Source organism: Micromonospora olivasterospora, from assembly GCF_007830265.1.
Classification (GTDB): Bacteria; Actinomycetota; Actinomycetes; order Mycobacteriales; family Micromonosporaceae; genus Micromonospora; species Micromonospora olivasterospora.
The window spans coordinates 4578577-4605439 of record NZ_VLKE01000001.1 but is presented as its reverse complement, the minus strand read 5'-3'; the positions used below and the strand labels follow the sequence as shown (position 1 = coordinate 4605439).

The following is a 26863-nucleotide window of genomic DNA, read 5'->3' as shown; positions in this document are numbered from 1 at the left end:
GGGATGAACGTGCCCAGTGTCCGACCGCCGGCGCGGGCCGGGTGTGGTGAGCTGGTGGACCTGCCGCTGCCGCCCGACCAGCTCCGCGAGCTGCTGCCCGGCCCGCTGCGCGAAAAGTTCGACCGCCGCCGGCGGCACCCCGAGCGGTGACGACGCCGCCGCGGGCCCGCTGGCGGTCAGGCCTGCTTGAGCACCTGCGTCACCAGTTCCCGGGCCTCCTCCTGGATGCGGGCCAGGTGCTCCGGGCCCTGGAACGACTCGGCGTAGATCTTGTAGACGTCCTCCGTGCCGGAGGGGCGGGCGGCGAACCAGCCGGAGTCCGTGGTCACCTTGAGCCCGCCGATCGGGGCCCCGTTGCCCGGCGCCGTGGTCAGCGTGGCCCGGATCGGCTCGCCCGCCAGCTCGCTCGCGGTCACCTGGTCCGGGGAGAGGCGGCCCAGCACGGCCTTCTCCTCCCGGCTGGCCGGGGCGTCGATGCGCGCGTACGCGGGGGCGCCGAACCGCTCGGCCAGCTCCGTCCAGTGCTGGCTCGGCGTCCGCCCGGTGGTCGCGACGATCTCGGCGGCGAGCAGGCAGAGCAGGATGCCGTCCTTGTCGGTGGTCCAGACGCCGCCGTCGCGGCGCAGGAAGGACGCCCCCGCGCTCTCCTCGCCGCCGAAGCCGACCGCGCCGTCGAGCAGGCCCGGCACGAACCACTTGAACCCCACCGGCACCTCGAGCAGCGGCCGGCCGAGGTCGGCGGCCACCCGGTCGATCATCGAGCTGGAGACGAGGGTCTTGCCCACGGCGGCGGCCGGCCCCCATCGGTCGCGGGTGCGGAACAGGTGCGCGATGGCCACCGCGAGGTAGTGGTTCGGGTTCATCAGGCCGCCGTCGGGGGTGACGATGCCGTGCCGGTCGGCGTCGGCGTCGTTGCCGGTGGAGACCTGGTAGTCGGCGCGGGCCGCGATCAGCGACGCCATCGCGTTCGGCGAGGAGCAGTCCATCCGGATCCTGCCGTCGCCGTCGAGGGTCATGAAGCGCCAGGTCGGGTCGACGGTCGGGTTGATCACGGTGAGGTCGAGCCGGTGCCGGTCGGCGATCTCCCCCCAGTACGCCACGCTGGCCCCGCCGAGGGGGTCCGCGCCGACGCGCACCCCGGCGGCCCGGACCGCGTCCAGGTCGAGGGCGGCGGGCAGGTCGTCGACGTACCGGCCGAGGAAGTCGTACGCGCCGGTGGTGTCGGCGGCGCGGGCCCGCGCGTACGGGATCCGCCGCACCTCCGTCAGGCCGGCGGCGAGGATCGCGTTGGCCCGGTCCTGGATCCACCTCGTGACGTCGGTGTCGGCCGGCCCGCCGTGGGTCGGGTTGTACTTGAACCCGCCGTCGTCGGGCGGGTTGTGCGACGGGGTGATCACGATGCCGTCGGCGAGCCCGCTCGTGCGGCCCCGGTTGTGGGTCAGGATGGCGTGCGACACCGCCGGGGTGGGGGTGTAGCCGTCCCGGCTGTCCAGCAGCACGGTGACGCCGTTGGCGGCGAGCACCTCCAGCGCGTCGACGGCCGCCGGGGCGGACAGGGCGTGGGTGTCCCGGCCGAGGAACAGCGGCCCGTCCAGCCCCCGCTCCCGCCGGTAGTCGCAGAGCGCCTGGGTGACCGCGAGGATGTGGTCGGAGTTGAACGCGTTACGCAGGCTCGACCCGCGGTGCCCCGACGTGCCGAAGGAGACCTGCTGCGCCGGGTCGGCCGGGTCGGGATGCTCGGCGTAGTAGGCGGTCACCAGGCGGGGCACGTCGACCAGGTCGACGGGCTCGGCAGGCTGGCCGGCACGGGGGTGGACCACTGCTGCAACCTCCAGGACGGTACGGACCCTCACTCTTTCCCGCCGGCGCGGGCGTCACACGTGGCTCATCGTTCCACGCGCTGCCCCTTGCCGATCACCACGATGCCGTTGTCGGAGACCGTGAAGCGCTGCCGGTCCCGTTCGAGGTCGACGCCGATCTCCGCGCCCTCCGGCACGTACACGTTCTTGTCGAGGATGGCCCGGCGGACCACGGCGTGCCGGCCGATCTCGACGCCCTCCATGAGCACCGCGCCGTCGACGTGCGCCCACGAGTGGACCCGGACCTTCGGCGAGACGACCGAGTTCTCCACCAGCGACCCGGAGATCACCGCGCCGGGCGAGATCATCGAGCCGACGGCGCGGCCGATGCGCTCGCCCCACTGGTGGACGAACTTGGCCGGCGGGTACGGCATCAACCCGGTGTAGATGGGCCACTCGAAGTTGTAGAGGTTGAACACGGGGTGCACGTTGATGAGATCCATGTGCGCGTCGTAGAACGAGTCGAGCGTCCCCACGTCCCGCCAGTAGCCGCGGTCCCGGTCGGTGCTGCCCGGCACGTCGTTGTCGCGGAAGTCGTAGACGTTGGCCTCGCCGCGCTCGACCAGCATCGGGATGATGCTGCCACCCATGTCGTGTTTGCTGGTCTTGTCCTCCGCGTCGCGCTCGACCGCCTCGCACAGCACCTTCGTGGTGAACACGTAGTTGCCCATCGAGGCGTAGATCTCGTCCGGGGCGTCCGGCAGGCCGACCGCGTCGGTGGGCTTCTCGCGGAACGCCCGGATGCGCTTGCCGTCCTCGGCGACCTCGATCACGCCGAACTGGTCGGCCGTCGACAGCGGCTGCCGGATGCCCGCGACGGTCACCCCGGCGCCGGAGGCGATGTGGTCCTCCACCATCTGCCGCGGGTCCATCCGGTAGATGTGGTCGGCGCCGAAGACGATCACGTAGTCCGGCTGCTCGTCGTTGATCAGGTTGAAGCTCTGGTAGATCGCGTCGGCGGAGCCGGCGAACCACCAGGGGCCGCGGCGCTGCTGGGCCGGCACGGGCGTGACGTAGTTGCCGAGCAGCGTGGACATCCGCCACGTCTTCGTGATGTGCCGGTCCAGCGAGTGCGACTTGTACTGGGTCAGCACCACGATCTTCAGGAAGCCGGCGTTGGCGAGGTTGGACAGCACGAAGTCGACCATCCGGTACATGCCGCCGAACGGGACGGCCGGCTTGGCCCGGTCCGCGGTGAGCGGCATCAGGCGCTTGCCCTCCCCACCGGCCAGGACGATCGCGAGCACCTTGTCAGCCATGCACAGACGCTATCCACCCGGCCTCGACTTCACCACTCGGACGGGCACAGTCGCGCGCCGGGTGCGCGGCGGGCTTCTGCACTAGGGTCCCGGGCATGACGGAATCCGCACGGCTGCGCGTCGACCTGCTGACCCGCGAGTACCCGCCGGAGGTGTACGGCGGGGCCGGCGTACACGTCGAGTACCTCGCCCGGGAGCTGCGCCGGCTCGCCGACGTACGCGTGCACTGCTTCGGCGCGCCGCGCACCGAGCCAGGCGTCACCGCGTACGCCGAGCCGCCCGGCCTGGCCGGCGCGAACGCCGCGCTGCGGACGATGGGTGTCGACCTGGAGATGGCCGCCGGCTGCGCCGGCACCGACGTGGTGCACAGCCACACCTGGTACGCCAACCTGGCCGGGCACACCGCGAAGCTGCTGCACGGCGTGCCGCACGTGGTCACGGTGCACAGCCTGGAGCCGCTGCGGCCGTGGAAGGCCGAGCAGCTCGGCGGCGGGTACGCGCTCTCGTCCTGGTGCGAGCGCACGGCCGTGGAGGCGGCCGACGCGGTGATCGCGGTGAGCGCGGGGATGCGCGACGACGTGCTGACGGCGTACCCGGCGGTGAACCCGGACCGGGTGCGGGTCGTCCACAACGGCATCGACACCGCGCAGTACGCCCCCGACCCGGACACGGACGTGCTCGACCGGCTCGGCGTCGACCCGTCCCGGCCCAGCGTGGTGTACGTGGGTCGGATCACCCGGCAGAAGGGCCTGCCGTACCTGCTGCGGGCCGCCCGGGAGCTGCCGGCCGACGCCCAGCTCGTGCTGCTGGCCGGCGCGCCAGACACCCCGGAGATCGCCGCCGAGGTGGCGGGCCTGGTGGCCGAGTTGCGGGCCAACCGCTCCGGGGTGGTCTGGGTGGCCGAGATGCTGCCGAAGCACGAGGTGATCCAGGTGCTCACCCACGCCACGGTCTTCGTCTGCCCGTCCGTCTACGAGCCGATGGGCATCGTCAACCTGGAGGCGATGGCGTGCGAGACAGCGGTGGTGGCCACCGCCACCGGCGGCATCCCCGAGGTGGTCGCCGACGGCGAGACGGGGCTGCTGGTCCCGATCGAGCAGGCGACCGACGGCAGCGGCCGGCCGCTGGCCCCGGAGCGCTTCGTGGCCGACCTGGCGACGCGGATCAACGAGCTGCTGGGCGACCCGGCGCGGGCCGCCGGGTTCGGCCGGGCGGGGCGGCGCCGGGCGGTCGAGCACTTCTCCTGGGACGCCATCGCCGCGCGAACCCTCGACATCTACCGCTCGCTGCTGGCGTGAGGAAGGGCCCCGTCAACGCTTCCGGCACGGAAGAGCACCTCGCACCACCGGGGGCCGGACGGCGCGTCGAGCTGCGGCTACACCTCGGGCGCGATCAGTGTCAGCGTGGGGAAGTACGTGCGGTAGCGGCTACTGTCGCGCGTGACCAGGCGGTAGCGGCACACCGCAGCGTGCGCGCCGATGTAGAGATCGGCGATCGGCGAACGCCTGGTGCCCCCTCGAGCGCGGTACCGCGCGTAAGCCTTGCCCGCCAGGAAGCCCGCGGGGTACGGCAGCTCCTCACGGAGGAAGTCCGTGGCGGGCTGGCCACCGAAGCGGCCACCGCGCTTCTCGACTGGGGGTTCGACGATCTCGGGCTGCATCGCGTCTACGGCCGATGCCATGGCCGCAATGAGGCGTCCGCCCGCCTGATGGCCCGCCTCGGCATGCGTCAGGAGGCACGTCACGTCGAGAGCTACCTGTTCCGGGGAGAGTGGGCCGACCAGCTCGTGTTCGCCGTCCTGGCCGGTGAGTGGCGGGCGACGCGCGGCGGGCCCCGGGGGTAGTCGGGGGGAACCTTGGCCGAGCGCGAAGCGATCTCGCGCAGTACGTTGAACCGGTGACAGGTCGCTTCCCCATCGAGGACGTCACCCCCGTCGTCTCGTGCGGTCGCTATCCCGCGAAGGCGGTGGTCGGCGAGCCGGTGCCGGTGTCGGCGCGCGCCTACCGGGAGGGGCACGACGCCCTGGGCTGCAACGTCGTCTGGCTGGGCCCCGACGGCGGGGCCCGGCCGTTCACCCGGATGCGCCCGGGCGAGCCCGGCCAGGACCGCTGGCACGCCACCATCCGGCCCGACGCGGTCGGCGAGTGGATTTTCACCGTGGAGGCGTTCCAGGACCCGTACCTGACCTGGCAGAACGCGGTGACGAAGAAGGTCGCCGCGGGGCAGGGGCCGGCGGAGCTGGCCAACGACCTGGCCGAGGGCGCCCGGGTGCTGACCGCCGCCCTGGAGCTGGTCCCCGCCGCCGACGCCGACCGGGTACGCGCGGCCGTGGCCGCGCTCGGCGACGAGCGGCAGCCGTTGGAACGGCGGGTCGCCCCGGCGCTCGGCCTGGCCGGGCTGCTCTGGGAGCACCCGGTCCGCGAGCTGGTCACCACGGGCGAGGAGCGCCGGCTCTGGGTGGACCGCCCCCGGGCGCTCTTCTCCGCCTGGTACGAGTTCTTCCCCCGCTCCGAGGGGGCGATCCCGGCGACCGTCGACGCGCCGGCGCGCTCCGGCACCTTCGCCACGGCGATCCAGCGGCTGCCGGGGGTCGCCGCGATGGGCTTCGACGTGCTCTACCTGCCCCCGATCCACCCGATCGGCCGGGTCAACCGCAAGGGCCCCAACAACGCGCTCAGCGCCGGGCCGGACGACGTCGGCTCGCCCTGGGCCATCGGCGCCGCCGAGGGTGGCCACGACGCCATCCACCCCGACCTGGGCACGGCGGAGGACTTCCGGGACTTCGTCGCCGCCGCCGCCGAGCAGGGCCTGGAGGTGGCGATGGACCTGGCGTTGCAGTGCGCCCCGGACCACCCCTGGGTGACCGAGCACCCGGAGTGGTTCACCACCCGGGCCGACGGCACGATCGCGTACGCGGAGAACCCGCCGAAGAAGTACCAGGACATCTACCCGCTGAACTTCGACGACGATCCCGAGGGCATCCGGGCGGAGATTCTGCGGGTGGTGCTGCACTGGGTCGGCGAGGGCATCCGGATCTTCCGGGTCGACAACCCGCACACCAAGCCGCTCGACTTCTGGCACTGGCTGATCCGGGAGGTCAAGAAGGTCGAGCCGGACGTGCTGTTCCTGGCGGAGGCGTTCACCCGGCCGGCCGTCATGCACGGCCTCGGCAAGATCGGCTTCACCCAGTCGTACACGTACTTCACCTGGCGCACGAGCGCCGCCGAGATGCGGACGTACTGCGAGGAGCTGGTCGCCGCGGCCGACTACATGCGGCCGAACTTCTGGCCCAACACGCCGGACATCCTGCACGAGTCCCTCCAGCACGGCGGCCCGCCGATGTTCAAGATCCGCGCGGTGCTGGCCGCCCTGCTCTCCCCCTCCTGGGGCATGTACGCCGGCTTCGAGCTGTTCGAGCACGAGGCCCGCCCCGGCGCGGAGGAGTACCTGGACAACGAGAAGTACGAGCTGCGGCCCCGCGACTGGGCCGGCGCGCAGGAGCAGGGCCGCTCGCTGGCCCCGTTCATCGCCACCCTCAACCGGGTACGGCGCGAGAATCCGGCCCTGCACCGGCTGCGCAACCTGGTCTTCCACGAGATCGACAACCCGGCGCTGCTGTGCTGGTCCAAGCACGACCCGGACACCGGCAACACGGTGGTCGTGGTCTGCTCGTTCGACTCCCGGGCGGTGCAGTGGGGCAACACCACGCTGGACATGCCGGCGCTGGGTCTCGACTGGCACGAGCGGTTCACGGTGCACGACGAGCTGACCGGCACCAGCTACGACTGGGGGCAGCGCAACGCCGTCCGGCTCGACCCGTACCTGCAACCCGCGCACGTGTTCACCGTGCGCCGGCCGGCTCCCCCGCCCACCGCCCCGCCGGCCGTGCCGGCGTCGCCCGACCTGACGGTCGAGGACGTCCCCGCCGACCTCTCCGGCGGCACCGCCCCGACCTCCCCGGCCGGAAAGGACGAGGAACTGTGGACGAGCTGATCGCCGGCCGGGCGCACGACCCGCACGCCGTGCTCGGCGCGCACCCCGCCGACGGCCGTACGACGATCCGCACGCTGCGCCGGGGCGCCGGCGAGGTGTCGGTGCTGGTGAACGGCGAGCGGCAGCCGACGACGCGGGTGCACGAGGTGGGCGTCTTCGAGGCCACCGTGCCGGGCACCGTGCTCGACTACCGGGTCGAGGTCGACGGCGCGGTACACGACGACCCGTACCGGCACCCGCCCACCCTCGGCGAGCTGGACCTGCACCTCATCGGCGAGGGCCGGCACGAGCGGCTCTGGGAGGCCCTGGGCGCCCGGGTGCTCGACGGCGGCGTGGCGTTCGCCGTGTGGGCGCCGAACGCGCGCGGCGTGCGGGTCGTCGGCGACTTCACCGGCTGGGGCCCGCACGACGGCTGGCCGATGCGCTCGCTGGGGGCCAGCGGGGTGTGGGAGCTGTTCGTTCCGGGCGTCGGTGCCGGGGCGACGTACAAGTACCGGGTCCTCGGCGCCGACGAACGCTGGCGGGACAAGGCCGACCCCCTGGCCAGGTGCGCCGAGGTGCCGCCGGCCACCGCGTCGGTCGTGCACCACTCGACGTACGAGTGGTCCGACGCCGACTGGCTGGTGCGGCGCGCGCGGCGCGCGCCGCACCGGGAGCCGATGAGCGTGTACGAGGTGCACCTCGGCTCGTGGCGGCCGGGCCTCGGCTACCGGGAGCTGGCCGAGCAGCTGACCGCGTACGTGACGGAGCTGGGCTTCACGCACGTGGAGTTCCTGCCGGTGATGGAGCACCCGTTCGGCGGCTCCTGGGGCTACCAGGTCACCGGCTACTACGCCCCCACCTCCCGGTTCGGCGACCCGGACGGGTTCCGGCACCTGGTGGACCGGCTGCACGCGGCGGGCGTCGGGGTGATCCTGGACTGGGTGCCCGCGCACTTCCCGAAGGACGAGTGGGCCCTGGCCCGGTTCGACGGCACCCCGCTGTACGAGCACCCCGACCCGCGCCGCGGCGAGCACCCCGACTGGGGCACGTACGTCTTCGACTTCGGCCGGCGGGAGGTGCGCAACTTCCTGGTCGCCAACGCGCTGTACTGGCTGGAGGAGTTCCACGTCGACGGCCTGCGGGTGGACGCGGTCGCCTCGATGCTCTACCTGGACTACTCCCGGGCCGAGGGGCAGTGGGCGCCCAACGTGCACGGCGGCCGGGAGAACCTGGAGGCCATCGCGCTCCTCCAGGAGGTCAACGCCACCGTCTACAAGCACCACCCGGGGGTGGTGATGGTGGCCGAGGAGTCCACCGCCTGGCCCGGCGTCACCCGGCCCACCTCCGAGGGCGGGCTCGGCTTCGGGTTCAAGTGGAACATGGGCTGGATGCACGACACCCTGCTGTACGTCTCGAAGGACCCGATCTACCGGCAGCACCACCACCATCAGCTCACCTTCTCCCTGGCGTACGCGTGGAGCGAGAACTACGTGCTGCCGATCAGCCACGACGAGGTGGTGCACGGCAAGGGCTCGCTCGCGGGCAAGATGCCCGGGGACACCTGGCAGCGGCTGGCCAACGTGCGGGCGCTGCTGGCGTACATGTGGGCGCACCCCGGCAAGCAGCTGCTGTTCATGGGCTGCGAGCTGGCCGACGACCGGGAGTGGAGCGAGGAGCGCGGGCTCGACTGGTACCTGCCGCACGACCCCGCGCGGGCCGGCGTGCAGCGCCTCGTCGGCGACCTCAACCGCGTCTACCGGGACACCCCCGCGCTGTGGGCGCAGGACACCGACCCGGCCGGGTTCCGCTGGATCGCCGCCGACGACGTCGCCAACAACACGGTCTCGTTCGTCCGGATCGCCCCGGACGGCGCGACGCTGGTCTGCGTGGCGAACCTCTCCGCCGTCCCGCTGGAGGGCTACCGGATCGGGCTGCCGGCGGCCGGCAGGTGGACGGAGGTGCTGAACACCGACTCCCACCACTACGGCGGGTCCGGGGTGGGCAACCTCGGGACGGTGGAGGCCGAGGGCGTGCCGCGGCACGGGATGCCGGCGTCAGCGGCGCTGCGGGTGCCGCCGCTGGGCGTCCTCTGGCTCCGCCCGGGGTGAGTCGCCGCCCGGCCGGACGGGCCGGCCGCGTCAGACCAGGCCGGCCTCGCGCAACAGCTTCCACAGCCCGGCGCCGTCCGGCGCGGAGAGCCACTTCTGCCCCACCGGGCCGGACGAGGGACGCCCGGCCGGGGCGGGCAGGGTGCCGGCCAGCACCGCCTGCGTCGGCGAGAGCCGGCGGATGGCCACCCCCGCGACGTTGTCCGGGTGGCCGGCGGCGAACTCCCGGTAGACCTCCTGGTCGTGCTGGCCGTCGTCGCCGATCAGCAGCCAGCGGACGTGCGGGAACTCCCGGGCCAGCCGGGCGAGGGTGGCCCGCTTGTGCTCGCGGCCGCTGCGGAACCAGCGGTCGTTCGTCGGCCCCCAGTCGGTGAGCAGCAGCGGCCCGGCCGGGTAGAGGTGCCGGGACAGGAACCGGGTCAGGGTCGGCGCCACGTTCCAGGCCCCGGTGGACAGGTAGAACACCGGCGCGCCGGGGTGGGCGGTGACCAGCCGCTCGTACAGCACCGCCATCCCGGGCACGGCGGCCCGGGCGTGCTCGTCGAGGACGAAGGTGTTCCAGGCGGCCAGCAGGGGCCGGGGCAGCGCGGTCACCATGACCGTGTCGTCGATGTCGCTGAGGATGCCGAACCGCACGCTCGGGTCGAGCACCCGGATCAGCGCCTCGACCGGCTCGGCGTCGGGCACGCTCAGCCGTACCGACGCCCAGCCGGGGGTCAGGTCGGCCTCGACCACGGTGTCGACGAACCCGCTGCGGTCGGCCCGCGTCTCGTGTCGCACCCCGCCGGCCTCGATCGTGACCGTCGCGTACTTGGCGGGCAGGGTGGTGAAGCTGCGCCAGCCGCGGACCTTCTCGGGCCGCTTGCGGGCGCGGGTGTCGGGGCGGCCGAGCAGCACCCGGCACAGCACCCGCGCCCAGCCCGGGGCGCCGTAGCCGGCGTACGCGACGATGTTGATCTTCCACCCGGTGCGCCGCAGCCGGCGTTCCACCAGGTTGTGCACGGCGTCCTCGATCCGCGCGGCCCGGTGCAGGTGCGGTACGGCCAACTGGCCAGCGGGTGTCGGCGGCACGCTGCAACCCTGCCACACGTCGACGGGAGCGGCCACGCGAGCGGAGGCCACTTCCATCTGGTTTGCGAAGAACCACCCGGAACGCCTGGCGCACTCCGTTCGTTACGACGACGGGGGCGTTGGTCGTGTCGACAACTGTGGAACACCGCCGCCGGTGGCGCCCGGCGCTCGACCGGCCGGCGCTCGTCGCGCTCGTGCTCGGGCTGGCCGGGTTCGGCTACCGGCTGGCGCTCGCGCTGCTCACCGTGCCCGCCTCCAACAGCGACGAGGCCACCTTCGGGTTGGCCGCGATGCACATCGCCGCCGGTCGGGAGCGCCCGGTCTTCCTGTACGGCCAGCACTACATGGGCATGCTGGAGTCCTACCTGGCGGCGCCGCTGTTCGCCGTGACCGGGCCGAGCTGGGTCGTCCTGCGGCTGCCGCTGCTTCCGCTCTGGGCGCTGTTCGCCTGGGCGATGTACCGGCTGACCCGCCGGATCTGCACGCCGTGGTTCGCCGCGCTCGTCGTGGGCCTGCTCGCGCTGGGCCCCGAGCGCGTCGTCCGGGACCACCTCACCGCGGTCGGGGGGCGGGCCGAGGCGAAGCCGGCGGTGGTGCTGGTGCTGCTGATCGCCGTGGGGCTGGCCGACGGGCGGATCGCGGCCCGGCGGCTGGCCGTCGGCGCCGCCGGCCTGCTCGCCGGGCTGGCGATCTGGTCGGACTGGCTGATCGTGCCGTACCTGGCGGTGGCCGGGCTGGTGCTGGCCTGGGCGCTGCGCCGGGAGTTGCTCGGCCGGTCGGCGGCGCTGCTGCTGGGCGGGGTCGCCCTCGGCGGCGCGCCGCTGATCCAGTACAACCTGACCGCCCCGCCCGGCCAGGACTCGCTGTCGGTGCTGCGGACGATCAGCGCGACCACCGGGCCGGCCCCGCCGCTGGCCGACCGGCTGCGGGGCGGGCTGCTACAGGGCGTGCCGCTGGCCAGCGGCCTGTGCCCCATGACCGGGTGCGACCGGGGGCCGCAGTGGTTCGGACTGCTCTACCCGCTGCTGCTGGCGGCCGCCGCCGCGCTCGCGCTGGTCGCGTACCGGCGGGCCGCGGGCCGCGCGGAGCGGGTCGGGCCGGTCGCGCAGCTCGCCCTCGTCGGCGGGGCCGCGCTGACCCTGGCGGCGTACGTCCGCAGCCCGCTGGCCGCCACCGAGCCGCTGGGCAACGCCCGCTACCTGTCGGTGCTGCAGCTCTCGCTGCCGATGGTGGTGTGGCCACTGTGGACGGCGGCGGCGAGCGCCTGGCGGGGCACCGCGGGCGTCTTCCGCCGGCTGGCCGGTGCGTCGGCCGCCGCCGCGCTGGCGGGGCTGACCGCCGCCGTGCTGGTGACCACCGGCGACTTCGTGGCCATGATCGGGCCGCTGCGGGGCGAGGAGCAGCGCGCCCGGGAGCTGGCCGAGACCGTCCGGCGGGCGGGGCTGCGCGCCGTGTACGCGGAGTACTGGACCTGCAACCGGCTGGTCTTCGACACGGCCGAGGCCGTGGTGTGCGGGGTGCTCGACACGCAGCTGACGCCGGGCCAGAACCGGTACCAGCCGTACTGGCGGGAGGTGGCCCGCGCCGACCGGCCCGGGTACGTGTTCGCCGCGGACGGCCCGGCCGACCGCCGGCTGCGCGGGCTGCTCGGGGGCCGCGCCGGCCGGGCCCTGGTCGCCGAGGTGGGCGGCTATCGCGTGTACCACCCGGAGACGGCCGTGCGGCCGTGGCGCTGACCGTGGGCCGTACGCTGGCCCGAGCGCCACCGCCGCACCGAGGAGTCGCCGATGCTCATCCTGCTGCCGCCGTCTGAGGGAAAGGCCGAGTCCGGCACCGGCCGGCGGTTGGACCTCGCCCGGCTGTCCCTGCCGGAGCTGAACCCGGCCCGGTCGGTGGTGCTCGCCGAGCTGGTCGGGCTCTGCGGGGCCGGGGACGAGGCGGCGGCCCTCGACGCGCTGGGGCTCACGCCGGGGCTCGCCGGGGAGCTGCGCCGCAACGCCCGGCTGGAGCGGGCGGCCACCGCGCCGGCCGGCCGCATCTACACCGGGGTGCTGTACGAGGCCCTGGACCTGACCTCGCTGCCCCCGGCGGCGCAACGGGCGGCCCGCCGGTCGGTGCTGGTCAGCTCGGGCCTGTGGGGGGCGGTGCGGCTCACCGACCGGATCCCGCCGTACCGCTGCCCCATCGGGGCGCGGCTGCCCGGTGTGGGGGCGTTGTCGGCGTACTGGCGGCGGGCGCTGGCCCCCGCCATGGAGGCCGCGGCCGGCGGCGGGCCGGTGCTGGACCTGCGCTCCGGCGCGTACGCGGCCACCTGGACCCCCCGTGGCGAGCTGGCCGAGCGGACGGTCACGGTACGGGTGCTGCACGAACGGGACACCCCGCAGGGGCCGGTCCGGTCGGTCGTCAGCCACTTCAACAAGGCGACGAAGGGGCGGCTGGTCCGCGACCTGCTCACCGCGGGCGCCCGCCCCAGCGACGCGGGCGGGCTGGTGACCGCACTGCGGGACCTCAAGTACACGGTGCTGGTGCAGCCGCCGGTTGCCGGCCGCCCCCGGGCGGTGGACGTCGTGGTGACCCAGCTGTAACAGCCCGGAAACAGGCGGATCCGTTGACGGCGCCGTTCCGCTCGGGCGCGGCGTGCGCGGCGCGCCGCAGCACCGCCTCGATCCGCGCCTGGAGTTCCACCATCGAGAACGGCTTCACGACGTAGTCGTCGGCGCCCAGCCGCAGGCCGAGGACCCGGTCGCGTTCCTCGCCCCGGGCGGTGACGGCGATGATGCCGAGCTGGGCGCTGCGCCGACGCAGGGCGCGGCACAGGTCCGTGCCGTCGCCGTCGGGCAGGGTCAGGTCGAGCAGCACCAGGTCGCAGGGCGCCGCGGAGAGGGCCGCCGCGACGGTCGCCGCGTGCTCCACCTCGTAGCCGCGACGGGTGAGGGCTGACGACAGGGCGGCGGCCACCCGACGGTCGTCCTCGACCAGCAGGATGCGCAACCCGGACCCCCGTTCCTCGTACCGACCCGGCGCATCGTCCCAGAAGCCGACGCGGGGCGGGAGGGCCACCCGGCCGTCGGCCGCCGGGACGGGCGCGCGCCGGGCCGTCCCGGCGGCCCCGCGGCCGGTCTCCTGACCACCGGGCGGGGCCCGCCGTACGCTTCCCGGGTGATCTACAAACTGCTGACCACCGCCGAGTGGGACGCCGCCCGCGACGCCGGACACTTCGCCGGCTCGGCGGTGGACCACCAGGACGGCTTCATCCACCTCTCCGCCGCCGGTCAGGTCGTGGAGACCGCCCGCCGGCACTTCGCCGGCGCCACCGGCCTGACCCTGCTCGCCGTCGACCCGGACGCGCTCGGCGGGCGGCTGCGCTGGGAGCCGTCGCGGGGCGGGGACCTCTTCCCCCACCTGTACGGGGCGCTGCCGGTGGCCGCCGTGGTCGAGGCCCACGCGCTGCCGGCGGACACCCCGGCCGCCGACGCCGTGGCGCGCCTGCTGCCCTGAACGGACCGTTATGCTCGACCGAGCCCGTCCGGGCGGCCGGTCACGGTTCGCTGGCGGCGCGGCAGCACACCCGCGCGGGCGACGGCCCACCCGCCGCGCGTCCGACGCGTCTCCCGTTGGCGCGAGGCGCCCCGACCCATGCGAGTTGAAGGATGACTGACACCCCCGACCGGTCCGTCCCGGTTTTCGTCCACCCCACCGCCGACGTGGAGGAGGGCGCCCGGGTGGGCGACGGCACCAAGGTCTGGCACCTGGCCCACATCCGGTCCAGCGCGCAGGTCGGCGCCGGCTGCGTGATCGGTCGCAACGTGTACGTCGACGCGAACGTGACCGTCGGCGACCGGGTGAAGATCCAGAACAACGTCTCGGTCTACCAGGGCGTGACCATCGAGGACGAGGTTTTCGTGGGCCCCTGCGCCGTCTTCACCAACGACTTCCGCCCCCGGGCGCAGAACCCGGACTGGACCATCACGCCGACGCTCGTCCGCCGTGGCGCCTCCATCGGCGCGAACGCCACCCTGGTCTGCGGGATCGAGGTCGGCGAGTACGCCATGATCGCCGCCGGTGCGGTCGTCACCCGAGACGTGGCGCCCTACCAGCTCGTTGCGGGCAACCCGGCCCGGCCGAAGGGCTGGGTGGACGAGAAGGGCGAGGTCGTCTCGCGGGACGTGGCCAGCCCGCCGCGGCACGGCTGAGAGTCGAACGACGACAGGGGGACGGCTCTCGCCGTCCCCCTGTCCGCGTCGGGTGCGCGGAGTCAGCCGCAGAGCCGCCCGATCTCCTGGCGGAACCGCTCCATCGGGTTCGGCTCGTCCGGGCCGAGCAGGTAGACCTTGAGCTCGCGGCGCGCCTCGGTCATCGGGTCGTCGCCGGCCCGGGTGACGGCGAGGATCTTCTCCAGCTCGCCGCAGTCGGCGGGGAGCAGGTACGCCGCCCGGGCGGTCGGGAAGGTGCGGCGGAACTCGTCCTCGGGCAGCCCGCTCGGGTTCGCCACCACGTACGGCCGCTGGCTCTGCACGAAGTCGGACACGACGCTGGAGATGTCGCTGATCAGCAGGTCGGTCTGGTTGAAGCAGTCGAACAGGGCCGGGACCCGGCCGGTGACCACCCGGTGGCCGGGGCCGTCGAGCGAGGTGGCGTCGGTGTCGCCGCCGGCCGCCCGGATCAGCTCCGTCACCCGCTGGTGCACCGCCAGGGCCGCCTTGGAGCGGGTGCCGGTCAGCGGGTGCGGCTTGTAGATCAGCCGCAGCGACGGCCGGGTGGCGAGCAGGCCCTTGACGATCCGCTCCCCCATCAGCACCAGGGAGGTGTGGTACGGGTCGTCGTCGAGCCAGCCCTCCCAGGTCGGGGCGTACAGCACGGTGAAGGGGCGGTCGGCCGCCTCGGAGCCGAACGTGTGCACCCCGGCCAGCTGCGGCCGTCCGATCTCGACGATGTCGGCGTCCAGCACGCCCACGCCGGCCCGGGCGTACCGCTCGCGCCCGGCGAGCCCGGCCACCCAGACCTCGTCGTACACCTTGCTGTACGGGTTGACGCTGGCCTGCTTGTCGCTGTCGCCGTGCCCGACGAACACGTGCTTCGTGCCCGGCTCGCGGAGCATGTGGATGTTCGCGCCGACGTTCGCCGCGTAGAGCGCGGCGCGGACGCTGCCCAGTTCCAGGTTCATGAAGTCCGGGCCGGCCGGCACGCAGATCACCGGCAGCCGCGTGTCGGCCAACTCCTGGAACGCCTCCCGACTGCGCATCAGCACCACGGCCCGCCGCTCCAGGGCCTCGGTCGGCGCCAGCCACATGTTGGCCTGGTAGACGTCCTTCGCGGGGCCGGCGAAGTAGAGGGCGACCTCCGGCCGGTAGGTGTCCAGCCACCGCTGCACCGCCGGCAGCAGGGGGCTCTGGCCCATGCCCCGCCCGCGGAGCCAGGTCAGCGCGACGATGGCGCCCGTCACCGCGGCGGACAGCACGGCGGCGGCGCCGGCCGCCAGCACCGGGGCGACGTCGCCCCGCACCGCCGCGAGCACCACCGCCGGCACCAGCAGCACGTTGACCATGGCGAGCTGCTCGCCGGCGACGCCGGACGCCCACTCCGGCGGGCGGGGCGCGGAGCGCAGCCGGCCGAGCTCGATGTTGCGCACCATCGCGGAGAGCGGGTTGCGCCGTTCGATCATCTTGTCCAGCGCGCCGGCGAAGGCCGAGATCACCCAGACCACGGCGGGCAGCAGCAGGACCGCGGTCAGCTGCACCGGAGTGGGACGGAGGGTCGCGACGACGAGCAGGACGGCAGAGAGGTCGCGGGTCAACTGGCGGTAGCCCCGGCCGAGGCCGACCTTCTCCAGCAGCGTCATGGTGGGCGCCGACCACCGGGACAGGGTGAACTCACCGGCGACGGCGACGACCGCGGCCACCGCGAACAACCAGACCGCGCCCAGCGCCCCCGCGACGAGGGCGATCAAATAGAACAGCAGCAGCACGGCCCCGCGAGCGGCCACTCCCGCCGGTCCCATCAACTTGCCGAACAACGGTCACTCTCCCCAGACGCGATCGGCGACGGGGCCGACCCCACCGGGGCCGGCCTCGACGTTCAGTACGGCTAGCAGCGGGGTCCACCCGTTCGTCGTACACGGCCCCATTCGCTTTCAGACCTTAACGCGAGACGCTGAGGCCGTTCTATTGGGGTATTGGGGGCTTCTTCCCGTTGCGGGCGGGTCAGTCCCCCACCGTCCCGCTCGGCACGGTCATCCGTTCTGCCGGAAGCACCGCACCGCGCCCGGGGCCTTGCGTCTCGCGAACTCCTCGAAGCCGAGCTGCACCACGGCGTCGCGGGCGGCCCGGTTGACGGAGTAGACGCAGATGGTCGTGACGTCCAGTCGCTCGATCGACGCCGCCAGCTCCGGCAGCGGGGCGATCTCCGTGCCGTCGGCGAACTTGGCCAGCCGGAGGCGGTCCCGCACGAAGTCGGAGTTCTGGTCGTACTCGATCAGGTAGCCGTCGCGGGGCAGCACCACCCGCAGCCGGCTGCTGATGATCGGCGAGATGCGCATCAGGGTCGACGGGGCGAGCAGCAGGCCGGGCTGACGGTCCAGCCCGTCGATCCAGAAGACGATCTTCTGACGCTGCTGCGGCAGCTTCCAGATCGGGTGCGGCGCCACCTCGACGAAGCTGTCCTTGGACCACATCGGCGTGCCGAAGAACGCGAAGGACGCGACCAGCGCCGCGGCGACGGCACCGCTGGCCAGCCGGGACACCCTCGGCAGCTCGAGGGTGCAGAGGATCCCGACCAGGCCGGGCAGGGCGAGGATCCAGGGCACCCGCCAGAGAACGGCCGAAATGCCGCTGGCCGCGCCGAGCGCCTCCAGCACCCCGGGCACGAACAGGACGCTCATCGTCACCGCCGCGCTCGCCGCGAGCAGCCTCGGTGTCCGCCGCCGGACGAGCATGGGCGCACACCAGAGGGCGAGCCCGCCGACGACCCCCAGCACGCCGACCAGCAGGGTGCGGCGGTAGGTGCCCTCGGCGTCGAAGAACTGAGCCTCGCCGGCGGCGGCGACGGGCCCGAGCGCCAGCCGCGACACGACCACCGCGCCGATCGGATAGACCAGCGCGACGACCCCGACGGTCAGCGCGTCCCGCCAGCGGCCGACCAGGAGCATGGCCAGGCCGGCCGCACCGACCAGCAGCGGCAGGATCATCGCGGACGTCGACGTCAGCCCGGTCGCCACCACCGAGAGCGCGCCCACCAGGAACAGCTTCCACCTCGACCGCGACTCGAACCAGTCGGTCAGGTAGACCCACATGAGCGGGACCACCGCCGAGACGAACATGCCCTTGCCCTCGTAGAGCCGGGGCAGGTGGAACGTGCCGAGCGCGGCGTCCGAGCCGGCCACGAGGTACAGGTAGGCGACGGCCACCGTGAAGGCCAGCACGGGCCGGCGGGGCGCCCACCGGTGGACCAGCCGCCACAGGGCGAGCACCGCGAGCACGGCGAGCACCGGCAGCAGCACGTACCACGTGGCGGAGGCCGCGTGGATGCCCAGGAACCGCCCGAGCGCCCCGGCGAACACCTCGATCGAGGAGATCGGCGGCTGGGAGCTCAGCGGGGCGGCGACGTTCTCGGTGAACAGGAAGTCCCGCAGCGGGACGATGTCCCGCTCCGCCACCCACACCGACTTACCGACGTAGAAGACGTCGTCCTTGGTGTTGCGGGCCATGAACAGCGAGGAGACGGCGACCCCGACGGACACGAGCAGCGCGTACGTCGCCTGCCAGCCGCCCGCCGCCGGCTCCGCCGCGTCGGCGCGGACCAGCCACGCCCGGCGGGCCTGCAGCACCACGACCACGGAGGCGAACAACCCGAGCGCAGCCGGCACCCACCATGGCATCCACCCGCCCACGGCCGCGGTGCCGGCGGCGAGGACGCCGACACCGCCGGCGATCCACCACCAGCGCGACCCGCCCGGCGCGGGGTCGACCGCGGCGGGCGGCGGGCCGCGGTCGCCCGTCGCCGTAGCGCGCGGACCAGCGCCAGCACGCCGAGCCCGGCACAGCAGACGAGCCAGACCAGGAACGTCACCGACGGCCGCAGGGCGACCAGGAACGCCGCGTGGTAGAGGATCGTGAACAGCGCGAAGGCCAGCACGGACGCATCGGTTATCCGGCGCGGCAGGGACGCCACGAGGGCCCCGAACCGCCGCCCGGCGTCGTGGACGCCGGTGCGCTGCTCGTCCGGCACTCGCTGGTCCTCCGCAGGCAGAGCGTCGTTTGCGACGGTCGACACAGGGTGTCCTTGTTCTTGGTCGAGTGGGAAGATTCGCTCTCGGGGCGGGCCCCACCCCGCCGCGGGCCGGTGATGGCCGGCCCGCCGCACGACGGCAGCGTACCCGAACGCGTTCACCGGGCCGGCCCGGCGACACGGGGCCGGGCCCGGCCCGCGGGACTCAGTGGGAGTCGCCGGCGAAGAGCTGGCCGACCGCCCGGTGCGCCGGGAGGATCGCCTGGCGCGCCACGTCCGCGTCGGCCCGTCCGTCGAGGATGTCGAGGAAGTGGTCGAGCTGGGCGGCCAGCGGCTCCCGGTTCGAGATCAGCTCCGGCACCTCCATGATGGACTGCTGCCGGTAACCACGGCCGTCCGGGGTCGCCGCGTCCAGCGACACGTGCCGGTAGATGGTGACGTCCCGACGGATGAGGTCCGCCTCGATCAGCCGGTCCACCTCGCTGATCACCAGCGTGCGGACCTTGCGCTGGCCGATCCGGCTCGCGGAGACGTTGGCCAGGGCCCGGTTGCCGAACGTCAGCACCGCCTCGGCGACGTCCTCGGCACCGGGCACCGAGTCCGGGTGGAAGTAGCCGAGCGCCCCCCGCACCGAGGTCGGCTCCTGCCCGCCGAACGCCTGGATCGCCAGGTCGACGTCGTGCACCAGCAGATCCCACGCCACACCCGTACGGATCCGCGGCGCGTACGGGGAGTGCCGGGTGACGGTCAGGTGGACGGGCCGGTCGACCAGCGCGAACGCGGTCAGCACCGCCGGGTTGAACCGCTCCAGCAGCCCGCACAGCAGCGGCACGCCCCGCTTCTCGGCCGTCGCCACCACGTCCTCGGTCTCGCCGAGGCTGCCGCAGACCGGCTTCTCGATCAACAGCGGCTTGTCCGCCGCGAGCACCTGACCGGCGAGGTCGTGGTGCAGCTCCGTCGGCGCGGCGAGGACCACCGCGTCGACGTCGGCGAGGTCCGCCAGGTCGGGCGCCCACTGCGCGCCGTACCGGTCGGCGACCTCCCGGCCCACGGACTCGCGGGGCTCGATCACCCGGACCAGCCGGGCCCGGTCGGACTGGGAGACGACCCGGGCGTGCAGGGAGCCCATCACGCCCGTGCCGACCAGGGCGAAGCGCACCGGGGCGGTCACGCGCCCACCGCCTTGCGCACGGCCTCGACCACCCGGTCCACGTCGCCGTCGGCGAGGTGGTGGTGCACCGGGAGGGAGACGCACTGCCGGACCACCCGGTCGGTCACCGGGGCCGGGTCGGCGACCACGCGGGGGTGCTCGCGGTAGCAGTCGTAGTCGTAGACCGTCTTCGGGTAGTAGATGCCGCAGCCGACGCCCTGCTCGGTCAGCCGGGCGATCACCTCGTCGCGGCTGACCGGGGCGGCGTCGGTGACCAGCACCGTGTACTGGTGCCAGACGTGCGAGCGGCCGGGGAGCTCGGTCGGCAGGCGCAGGCCGGGGACGTCGGCCAGGCCGGCGGAGAGGCGGGCCGCGTTGTCCTTGCGCCGCTTGACGTTGTCGGGGTAGCTGGCGAGCTGCGGGATGCCGAGGGCGGCCTGGAGGTCGGTGAGCCGGTAGTTGTGGCCGGCGACCTCGTACTGGTAGCGCTGCCGCATGCCCTGGTTGCGCAGCACCCGCAGCCGGTCGGCGAGCGCGGCGTCGTTGGTGGTGATCATGCCACCCTCGCCCGTGGTGAGGTTCTTGGTGGCGTAGAGGGAGAACGTGCCGAGGCCGAAGCTGCCGGCGCCGCGCCCGTCGACGGTCGCGCCCAGCGACTGCGCGGTGTCCTCCACCAGGCCGAGCCCGTGCCGCTCGACCAGCGGGACGATCGCGCCCATGTCGGCCGGCTGGCCGTACAGGTGCACCGGCATGACCACCCTCGTCCGCGGCCCGACCGCGGCGGCCAGCGCCTCCGGGTCGATGCAGAAGTCGTCCTCGCGGATGTCGGCGAACCGGGCGGTCGCGCCGGCCTCGAGGATCGCGTTCAGCGTGGCGACGAACGTGAACGGACTGGTGACGACCTCGTCGCCCGGCTGCAGGTCCAGCACCTCCAGGGCGGCGACCAGCGCGGTCGTGCCGTTGTTGACGGCGACCGCGTGCTCCACCCCGACCAGGTCGGCGAACTCCCGCTCCAGCCGCGCGACCATCGGACCCTGCGCCAGCACTCCGGAGCGGATCACCTCGACCGCCAACTGTTCGGCCGCCTCGTCGAGTCTGACCACGGAAATGGGGATCACAGCGTCTCTCCTCGGGGGTCGGTGGCAGCGAGCCGACGGTAACAGCGGCGGCCTTCGACGACACGGGTGGTCCGCCGTCGGGAGGTTCCACTCGGAGCGCGCCGGGGTACGTCCGGGCGCGGGGCCTGGGCTAGTGTAGTGCGTTGCTCCGACCACCCCAGCCCGGCGACGGGCGAAACACGACGCGGAGGCAGGTATCGCATGGTAGAGACGGCCACGCGGAAGACCGCCCCCGCCGCGGCGCCGGCCCCGACCGACGCCCCGCCGGCCCCGGCCAGCCCGCTGCGGCGGTGGCTGTCGCTGGGCGTACGGGTGGTCGTCATCGTCGCCATCGCCGCCGGGATGGTCTGGAGCGTCGTCAGCCAGTGGCCCCAGGTCCGGTCGACGTGGCTCGGCCTGGCCTGGCAGTCGGTGGCCCTGTCGGTGCTGGCGGCGCTGCTCGGGATGGTCGCCAACACGATGGCCTGGCGGGCCGCCGTGGGTGACCTGGAGCACCGGGTGTCGGTCACCGCCGCCCTGCGCATCTGCCTCGTCGGCCAGTTGGGCAAGTACATCCCCGGCAGCGTGTGGGCGTACGTGCTCCAGGTCGAGCTGAGCAGGCGCGCGGGCCTGCCGCGCGCCCGGGCCTTCCTGGCCACCCTGGTCTCCCTCGGCCTCGGTGTGACCGCCGCGCTGGGCCTGGGCCTGCTGAGCCTGCCCGCGCTGCGGGAGGCGGCGGCCGGCGACGACTCCACGTACGCCGACTCGGTGCGGGTGGCGCTCTGGATCGTGGCGGTGCTGTTCCCGATCGCGCTGGTCTGCGCCCTGCCGCGGGTGCTCACGGCGCTCGTCCAGCTCACCCTGAAGGTGCTCCGCCGCCCGCCGCTGGAGCACCGGCTGACCTGGCCCGGCGTGCTGCGGGTGGTCGGCTGGAGCGCCCTGGGCTACGGCCTGTTCGGCGTGCACCTGTGGCTGCTGGCGAACGCCCAGGCCGCCCCCGGCATGGAGGGCCTGCTGCGCAGCGTCGGCTCGTTCGCCATCGCGATGACCGTGGGCATGTTCGCCTTCCTCTCCCCGTCCGGGCTCGGCGTACGGGAGGCCGTGCTGGTGGCCGCGCTGGCCCCGTTCCTGGAGGGCAACGGCGGCGTCGGCGCGGCGATGGGCATCGCGCTGGCGTCCCGGTTGATCTTCACGATCGCCGACGTCGCCGCCGCCGGCCTGGCCGCCCTGTCGGGGCTGCGGCAACTGCGCCGGGAGGGCGGAGCCCAGGCGTCCCCCGCCGCCGGGTAGCGGAAACGCGGAAGGGGCCCGGTCGGTTTGACCGGGCCCCTTCCGCGTGCGGCCGTCAGCGGGTGGTCACGGTGGTGATCCGGGTGAACTCGCGCATCAGGTCGTACCCGTCCCAGGTGGCGGCGAAGTTGAGCGCGTCGCCGACCGGAACGATCCGGTCCACCCCCCGGCCGCCGAGCGTGCGGGCGAAGGCCACCAGGTCGTCGGCGGAGAACCCGAAGTGCGTCACGGTCTGGTCCCGGCGGACCACCACCGGCGCGAGGTCCGCGAGCGTGTCGACCCGGGCCTGCGGGAACGTCCCGACGCCGAGCCAGCGACGCGGGATGCCGCCCGGCTCGGCCAGGTCGACCGTCGCCAGGTCGTTGCCGTCGAAGTGGATGGCGGTGGCCGCTCCCTCGATGGCCAGGCCGTACGTGGCGACCCGCTTCTCGACCGCCATGGCGGCGTCGATCTCGGGCCGCTTGGCGTCCAGCACCGCCCGGAGCCGGGCCATCAGGTCCGCGCGGGCCGTCTCGGCCGCGGCCGCGTCGCCGACCCAGTACACCGTACGGGGCGAGGCGCAGGCCGCCTGGTCGAACCAGTACGAGTCGTTGTAGAAGCCGAGCGCGGCGGCGTCGCGGTCCCGCTCGTCGGCGGCCAGCCAGCCGGCCACGCTGATCACCGTGAACGAGGAGCGGTCCGGGAACGTCAGGTCCCGGGCGTGCGGCGCGAGCGGGTGCCGGCGGATCTCGGTGACGGACCGGTCGCCGCCCCAGATCACCCGCAGGTCGGCGGCGGCCGACAGCGCGGCGGTCACCGCGTCGTCCCGGCCGTACGTGACCAGCCGCTGGCTCTGCCGCACCGCCTCGTCGGCGTCGGCGAGGGTGTCGTTGAGCGCGTCCAGCACCGCGTCGGCCGCGCCGGCCGACCGGGACGAGATCCGGACCACGTTGGCGTTGCCGGCCAGCGCGGACAGCGCCCAGGAGTACACGAAGATGGTGTCGACGTTGGCCGGCGGGACGTGGAAGACCAGCCCCCGGGGGAAGCGGAGCTGCCCCGGCTCGTCACCGACCCGGTCGAGCGTCTTGGCGATCTCGCCCCGGCGGAGGAAGAACCCGAGGGAGGCCAGCTCCGGGTACCGGCGGGCGACCGCCGGCCGCAGCAGCCGCCGGGCGAACGCCACGAGGAACTCCACCACCCGGTCGTCGCCGACGGTCAGCGGCCCGCCGGCCGGGGCCGCGCGCAGCGCGGCGACCAGGTCGTCGACGCCGATCGCGCCGCCCGCCGGGAACCGCTCGATCACCTTGCCGCTCATGCCGCCGCCTCCCTGCGCTCGGCACCGGCATGAGCCACCTCGGCGCTGTGCCCGATGATTCGCTCGCTGCGCTCGCTCATGCCGCCGCCTCCGCGAACGTGTCGCTGCACCCGCGCGCCTCGGCCCGGGGCAGCCGGCCCAGGATGGAGAACCGCTTGCCGGGCCAGACGCCGTCGTCGACGCCGTGGATGACGCCCCGGTCCTCGGTGAGCAGGATGTGCCCGGGGTACGACCGGGGCAGGGTGCTGATCACCTGCACCACGCCCGGGGTGCCGACCGGCACCTCCTCCCACGTACGCGGGTCCCGGACGATGACGTCGGAGAAGTCGGGGCAGTAGAGGCCGCCGCCGTCGGACCCCTCCAGGAAGGTCAGGCCGATCTGCTCGACCATCCCGTAGAAGTTGTGGATCCGGGTCAGCCCGGTGTCCTCGCTGAACCGGCGGCGGAACTCGGCGTTGTCCACCGCCCGGTCGACCAGCTTCTTCCAGCCGCCGCTGTGGATCAGGATGCCGTTGCTCAGGTCGAGCTTGTGGTCCCGGGCCAGCTCGTAGAGGTAGAGCCAGGTCATGAACGTGAAGCCGAAGATCAGGAACGGCTGGTCGCCGTGCTTGTCGAGGAAGGCGCGCACCGCGTCCGGGTCGGGCTGGTCGTGCTCGTCGAGGACGAAGGTGTGGTCGCGGCCGAAGTTCATCAGGCCGAGCACCCCGGCGCCCCGCGCGGAGAACGACTGCCGGTTCTTGAACAGCGCCTTCGTGTCGACCAGCAGCATCGGCAGCCGCTTCGACCCGATCACCGTGCCCAGCGTGGCGGAGAGCATCTTCTGCTGGACGCCGGCGGCTTCCTTGTCGAGGAAGATCCGGCTCACGTCACCGGTGGTGCCCGAGGAGGTGAGCACCTTGAAGACCTCGTCGGCTCCGATGCTCTTGAGGGCATGGTGCTTGAACAGGCGCACCGGCAGCCAGGGCAGGTCGGCGACCCGGTCGTACCGGCGGCCGGGCAGGTGCCCCAGGGAGGCGAGGAGCCGGGCGTACTCCGGGCTGTTGGCCCGGTGGTGCTCCGTCAGCTCGACCAGCTCGGGCAGCAGCTTCGCCTCGCGCGCCGCCTGGTCGAGGGTGAACAGGGTCATACCAGCGCCTCCAGGGAGCGGTAATCGATCTTGCCGTTCGGCAGCTGCGGCAACCGCTCGACGGTACGGACGTCGAAGCCGGACCGGTGCAGCTTGAGCCGCTCCGACAGCCGACCGGCGAGCGCCTTCGCGTCGTCGTCGGTGATCCCCTCGACGAACACGACGACCCTGTCCGGGCCGGAGACCGCCACGACCGGCCCCTGGTCGCGGGCCATCTCCTCGATGTCGTGCAGGTTCACCCGGATGCCGAAGATCTTGCCGAACCGCTTGAGCCGGCCGCGCAGCCAGACGAAGCCGTCGGAGTCGAGGTGGCCGAGGTCGCCGGTGCGCAACACCCCGCCCTGCTCGTCGCCGCGGGTCAGGTCGGCCGAGCTCTCGGCGTACCCCATCATCACGTTCGGGCCGCGGTAGACCAGCTCGCCGACCACGCCGGGACGGTCGGTCTCCGCCCCGTCGGGGCCGAGGACGGTGAACGACCCGCCGTCCAGCGCCGGGCCGACCGAGCCGACCCGCTCGGGCAGCGCGTCGGCCGGCAGTGTGCTCATCCGGGGTGCCGCCTCGGTGCAGCCCCACATGACGTGGAACCGGCCGCCCACCGCGGCGATCTTCTCGTGGAAGGCGAGGACCATCTCGTCGCGCAACTTGCCGCCCGCCTGGGTCAGCGTGCGCAGCGACGGGTACTTCGCCGGGCTCCACCGGATCCGGTGCAGCATCTCGTAGTTGTACGGCACCCCGGCCAGCGACGTCGCGCCGTGGGCCTGCACGGCCTGCCAGAACTCGCGGGCCAGCACCCCGCCGTCGACCACCAGCACGGTCGCCCCGGCGGCCAGGTGGCTGTTCAGCACGGACATGCCGAAGCTGTAGTACAGCGGCAGGCTGGTCGGGGCGATCTCGTCCGGCCCGATGGCCAGCGCCCGCGCGATCGCGGCGGCGTTCGACCCGACGGCCGTGCGGGAGAGCCGGACGAACTTGGGGTCGCCGGTGGAGCCGGAGGTGGCCAGCAGCACCGCGAGGTCCGGGTGCGGCTGATCCGCCGAGGGGCGCTCGCGGACCCAGACCGGGCCCAGGGCCGGGTCGTCGACCTCGCGGTACTGCTTCGGCCGCTCCCCCGGGCTGGCCCCGGCGCCGCCCTCGGCGAGGCCGACCACGACGGCCGGCTCGAACCGACGCACGAAGTCGGCGAGCACGCCCGGCTCCAGGCCCGGGTCGAGCAGGGCCACCGGGCGGTCGGCGGCCAGCGCGCCGGCGTACCGCAGCACGGCGGGCACCGAGGTACCGCTGCGGGCGAAGACCACCCCGGGTGGCACCGCGCCGTACGCGGCGGCGTGCCGTTCCACCTCGGCGGCCAGGTCGGCGCCGCCGAGGACCTCGCCGGTGGCGGCGTCGATCAGCCGGGCGGACGGGGCCACCAGGTTCACGGAACCAGCCCTCCGTCGACGCCGAGCACCTGGCCCGTCACGTACCTGGCCGCGTCGCCGGCCAGGAACCGGATCACGTCCGCCACCTCCTCGGGGTCACCGAGACGACCGAGCGCGGCGGCCGCCGCCTGCCGGTCCAGCACCTCGGCCGGCAGCCCGGCGGTGAGGTCGGTGCGGATGACCCCGGGCGCCACGGCGTTGACCCGGATGCCCCGGGGGCCCAGCTCGCGGGCGGCGGAGCGGGCCAGCGCGGCCACGGCGGCCTTCGACGCCGCGTACACGGACTGGCCGGCCGCGCCGTACGTGCCGACGACCGAGGCGAGCAGCACGATCGAGCCGCCCCGCCGCTCGGTGCCGTCGGCCGCCCTGCGCCTGCGGGCCATCGCCCGGCTCGCCGCCTGGACGGCCGCGACCGCGCCCGCCACGTTGACGTCCAGGGTGCGGCGGACGTCGTCCGCGCGGACCATGCCGAGCAGACCGCTCTCCATGATTCCCGCGTTGGCGACCAGCACGTCCAACCCGCCGTGCTCGGCGGCCACCTGCTTGACCGCCGCGCCGACCGAGTCGAAGTCCGCCGCCTCCAGGCCCAGGCCGTGCCCGCCGAACTCCTTGGCCACGGCCTCGGCCCGGTCGGCGTCGCGGCCCGTGACGACGACCGTGGCACCGGCCTCGACGAGGGCGCGGGCGGTGGCCAGGCCGATGCCCCGGGTGCCGCCCGTGACGAGCGCCACCCGACCGGTCAGCTCACTCATCGACGCCGAGACCTCGCAGCATGTCGAGGGCGACCTTGAAGCTGCTCATGTCGATGACCTGCTCGGTCTCCAGCTGGACGTCGAACTCGTCCTCGATCGCGCCGACCAGGGTCATGTGGCCGAGGGAGTCCCACTGCTCGATGCCGCGGTAGGTGAGGCTCTCCACGTCGGTGCCCTCGGGCAGCTCCAGGGCGTCCACGAAGACGGTACGCAGGCGGTCGGTGAGAGTCATGATCGCATT

23 protein-coding genes and 1 pseudogene are annotated in these 26863 nt (G+C 73.8%); 10 read left to right on the top strand and 14 right to left on the bottom strand.

Features of this window, described 5'->3' with window-relative positions; all coding sequences use genetic code 11:
* Positions 1–9 precede the first annotated feature (9 nt).
* The gene (locus JD77_RS21330) at positions 10–150 is read left to right on the top strand and encodes a hypothetical protein (protein ID WP_211372625.1); all 141 of its coding nucleotides are present in this window, start codon (positions 10–12) and stop codon (positions 148–150) included.
* Positions 151–176: 26 nt separating this feature from the next.
* On the opposite strand, the gene pgm is transcribed toward JD77_RS21330, so the two are convergent.
* Together pgm and glgC are read right to left on the bottom strand one after the other, a co-directional pair.
* Positions 177–1820, bottom strand: coding sequence for a phosphoglucomutase (alpha-D-glucose-1,6-bisphosphate-dependent) (gene pgm / locus JD77_RS21325; protein ID WP_145775878.1), 1644 nt, complete (start codon positions 1818–1820; stop codon positions 177–179).
* A 65-nt stretch (positions 1821–1885) separates the two neighbouring features.
* Positions 1886–3118: a glucose-1-phosphate adenylyltransferase gene (gene glgC / locus JD77_RS21320; RefSeq protein ID WP_145775877.1), complete on the bottom strand. Its 1233-nt coding sequence runs from the start codon at positions 3116–3118 to the stop codon at positions 1886–1888.
* Between the two features lie 95 nt (positions 3119–3213).
* Here glgC and glgA point away from each other — a divergent pair, with 95 nt between their 5' ends.
* The gene (glgA, locus tag JD77_RS21315) at positions 3214–4416 is read left to right on the top strand and encodes a glycogen synthase (protein ID WP_145775876.1); all 1203 of its coding nucleotides are present in this window, start codon (positions 3214–3216) and stop codon (positions 4414–4416) included.
* A 77-nt stretch (positions 4417–4493) separates the two neighbouring features.
* Here glgA and JD77_RS33905 read toward each other — a convergent pair whose 3' ends face one another.
* A complete protein-coding gene (locus tag JD77_RS33905) occupies positions 4494–4778 on the bottom strand; it encodes a type II toxin-antitoxin system VapC family toxin (protein ID WP_246141378.1) in 285 nt (94 codons plus the stop codon).
* Between JD77_RS33905 and JD77_RS33900 the strand changes: the two genes are divergently transcribed.
* The 3 genes from JD77_RS33900 to glgB are packed head-to-tail and all read left to right on the top strand — an operon-like array spanning position 4719 to position 9201.
* Positions 4719–4961: a GNAT family N-acetyltransferase gene (locus JD77_RS33900; protein ID WP_246141320.1), complete on the top strand. Its 243-nt coding sequence runs from the start codon at positions 4719–4721 to the stop codon at positions 4959–4961. The genes JD77_RS33905 and JD77_RS33900 overlap by 60 nt on opposite strands.
* Positions 4962–5014: 53 nt before the next feature.
* A complete protein-coding gene (locus JD77_RS21305; protein WP_145775874.1) occupies positions 5015–7111 on the top strand; it encodes an alpha-1,4-glucan--maltose-1-phosphate maltosyltransferase in 2097 nt (698 codons plus the stop codon).
* On the top strand, positions 7099–9201 hold the full coding sequence (gene glgB / locus JD77_RS21300) for a 1,4-alpha-glucan branching protein GlgB (protein WP_145775873.1): 2103 nt from the start codon (positions 7099–7101) through the stop codon (positions 9199–9201). Before JD77_RS21305 ends, glgB begins: the two co-directional genes overlap by 13 nt.
* 30 nt (positions 9202–9231) lie before the next feature.
* Here glgB and JD77_RS21295 read toward each other — a convergent pair whose 3' ends face one another.
* Positions 9232–10272, bottom strand: a complete 1041-nt coding sequence (locus tag JD77_RS21295; RefSeq protein ID WP_246141319.1) for an App1 family protein phosphatidate phosphatase — start codon at positions 10270–10272, stop codon at positions 9232–9234.
* A 125-nt stretch (positions 10273–10397) separates the two neighbouring features.
* Between JD77_RS21295 and JD77_RS21290 the strand changes: the two genes are divergently transcribed.
* Both JD77_RS21290 and yaaA read left to right on the top strand, forming a co-directional pair.
* Complete coding sequence (locus JD77_RS21290; RefSeq protein ID WP_387226183.1) at positions 10398–12008, top strand: hypothetical protein; 1611 nt, start codon at positions 10398–10400, stop codon at positions 12006–12008.
* A gap of 51 nt (positions 12009–12059) precedes the next feature.
* The gene (gene yaaA, locus JD77_RS21285) at positions 12060–12857 is read left to right on the top strand and encodes a peroxide stress protein YaaA (RefSeq protein WP_145775871.1); all 798 of its coding nucleotides are present in this window, start codon (positions 12060–12062) and stop codon (positions 12855–12857) included.
* A gap of 34 nt (positions 12858–12891) precedes the next feature.
* Here the strand turns inward: yaaA and JD77_RS21280 are convergent.
* A pseudogene (locus JD77_RS21280) lies at positions 12892–13263 on the bottom strand (response regulator transcription factor); the annotation flags it as partial.
* 168 nt (positions 13264–13431) lie between these two features.
* On the opposite strand from JD77_RS21280, the gene JD77_RS21275 reads away from it, so the two are divergent.
* Positions 13432–13770, top strand: coding sequence for a DUF952 domain-containing protein (locus JD77_RS21275; protein WP_145775870.1), 339 nt, complete (start codon positions 13432–13434; stop codon positions 13768–13770).
* A 152-nt stretch (positions 13771–13922) separates the two neighbouring features.
* Positions 13923–14465, top strand: coding sequence for an acyltransferase (locus tag JD77_RS21270; protein WP_145775869.1), 543 nt, complete (start codon positions 13923–13925; stop codon positions 14463–14465).
* A 62-nt stretch (positions 14466–14527) separates the two neighbouring features.
* On the opposite strand, the gene JD77_RS21265 is transcribed toward JD77_RS21270, so the two are convergent.
* From JD77_RS21265 to JD77_RS21250, 4 genes are all read right to left on the bottom strand, one after another.
* On the bottom strand, positions 14528–16285 hold the full coding sequence (locus JD77_RS21265) for a CDP-glycerol glycerophosphotransferase family protein (protein ID WP_211372623.1): 1758 nt from the start codon (positions 16283–16285) through the stop codon (positions 14528–14530).
* 216 nt (positions 16286–16501) lie between these two features.
* The gene (locus JD77_RS21260) at positions 16502–18133 is read right to left on the bottom strand and encodes a DUF6077 domain-containing protein (protein ID WP_145775868.1); all 1632 of its coding nucleotides are present in this window, start codon (positions 18131–18133) and stop codon (positions 16502–16504) included.
* 567 nt (positions 18134–18700) lie between these two features.
* The gene (locus JD77_RS21255; protein WP_145775867.1) at positions 18701–19666 is read right to left on the bottom strand and encodes a Gfo/Idh/MocA family protein; all 966 of its coding nucleotides are present in this window, start codon (positions 19664–19666) and stop codon (positions 18701–18703) included.
* Positions 19663–20763, bottom strand: coding sequence for a DegT/DnrJ/EryC1/StrS family aminotransferase (locus JD77_RS21250; protein WP_145775866.1), 1101 nt, complete (start codon positions 20761–20763; stop codon positions 19663–19665). The genes JD77_RS21255 and JD77_RS21250 overlap by 4 nt, the downstream gene beginning before the upstream one ends.
* Positions 20764–20964: 201 nt before the next feature.
* Between JD77_RS21250 and JD77_RS21245 the strand changes: the two genes are divergently transcribed.
* On the top strand, positions 20965–22032 hold the full coding sequence (locus tag JD77_RS21245; protein WP_145775865.1) for a lysylphosphatidylglycerol synthase domain-containing protein: 1068 nt from the start codon (positions 20965–20967) through the stop codon (positions 22030–22032).
* A 55-nt stretch (positions 22033–22087) separates the two neighbouring features.
* Here JD77_RS21245 and JD77_RS21240 read toward each other — a convergent pair whose 3' ends face one another.
* The 5 genes from JD77_RS21240 to JD77_RS21220 form a co-directional block, all read right to left on the bottom strand.
* Positions 22088–23326 carry an acyl-CoA reductase gene (locus JD77_RS21240; RefSeq protein WP_145775864.1) on the bottom strand — a complete coding sequence of 413 codons (1239 nt, stop codon included), beginning with the start codon at positions 23324–23326 and terminating at the stop codon, positions 22088–22090.
* A 76-nt stretch (positions 23327–23402) separates the two neighbouring features.
* On the bottom strand, positions 23403–24452 hold the full coding sequence (locus tag JD77_RS21235) for a LuxE/PaaK family acyltransferase (protein ID WP_145775863.1): 1050 nt from the start codon (positions 24450–24452) through the stop codon (positions 23403–23405).
* Positions 24449–25870: an AMP-binding protein gene (locus JD77_RS21230; RefSeq protein WP_145775862.1), complete on the bottom strand. Its 1422-nt coding sequence runs from the start codon at positions 25868–25870 to the stop codon at positions 24449–24451. Before JD77_RS21230 ends, JD77_RS21235 begins: the two co-directional genes overlap by 4 nt.
* Positions 25867–26622 (bottom strand): SDR family NAD(P)-dependent oxidoreductase, encoded by a 756-nt coding sequence (locus tag JD77_RS21225; RefSeq protein ID WP_145775861.1) that lies wholly within the window; start codon positions 26620–26622, stop codon positions 25867–25869. Before JD77_RS21225 ends, JD77_RS21230 begins: the two co-directional genes overlap by 4 nt.
* The gene (locus JD77_RS21220; RefSeq protein ID WP_145775860.1) at positions 26615–26854 is read right to left on the bottom strand and encodes an acyl carrier protein; all 240 of its coding nucleotides are present in this window, start codon (positions 26852–26854) and stop codon (positions 26615–26617) included. The genes JD77_RS21225 and JD77_RS21220 overlap by 8 nt, the downstream gene beginning before the upstream one ends.
* Positions 26855–26863 lie beyond the last annotated feature (9 nt).

Bases quoted from the DNA above. Each gene is read 5' to 3' on its own strand.
- JD77_RS21245 (WP_145775865.1), top strand. From the start codon at position 20,965: ATGGTAGAGACGGCCACGCGGAAGACCGCCCCCGCCGCGGCGCCGGCC.
- glgA (WP_145775876.1), top strand. From the start codon at position 3,214: ATGACGGAATCCGCACGGCTGCGCGTCGACCTGCTGACCCGCGAGTAC.
- glgC (WP_145775877.1), bottom strand. From the start codon at position 3,118: ATGGCTGACAAGGTGCTCGCGATCGTCCTGGCCGGTGGGGAGGGCAAG.
- yaaA (WP_145775871.1), top strand. From the start codon at position 12,060: ATGCTCATCCTGCTGCCGCCGTCTGAGGGAAAGGCCGAGTCCGGCACC.
- JD77_RS33905 (WP_246141378.1), bottom strand. From the start codon at position 4,778: ATGCAGCCCGAGATCGTCGAACCCCCAGTCGAGAAGCGCGGTGGCCGC.
- JD77_RS21225 (WP_145775861.1), bottom strand. From the start codon at position 26,622: ATGAGTGAGCTGACCGGTCGGGTGGCGCTCGTCACGGGCGGCACCCGG.
- JD77_RS21235 (WP_145775863.1), bottom strand. From the start codon at position 24,452: ATGACCCTGTTCACCCTCGACCAGGCGGCGCGCGAGGCGAAGCTGCTG.
- JD77_RS21220 (WP_145775860.1), bottom strand. From the start codon at position 26,854: ATGACTCTCACCGACCGCCTGCGTACCGTCTTCGTGGACGCCCTGGAG.
- JD77_RS21240 (WP_145775864.1), bottom strand. From the start codon at position 23,326: ATGAGCGGCAAGGTGATCGAGCGGTTCCCGGCGGGCGGCGCGATCGGC.
- JD77_RS21270 (WP_145775869.1), top strand. From the start codon at position 13,923: ATGACTGACACCCCCGACCGGTCCGTCCCGGTTTTCGTCCACCCCACC.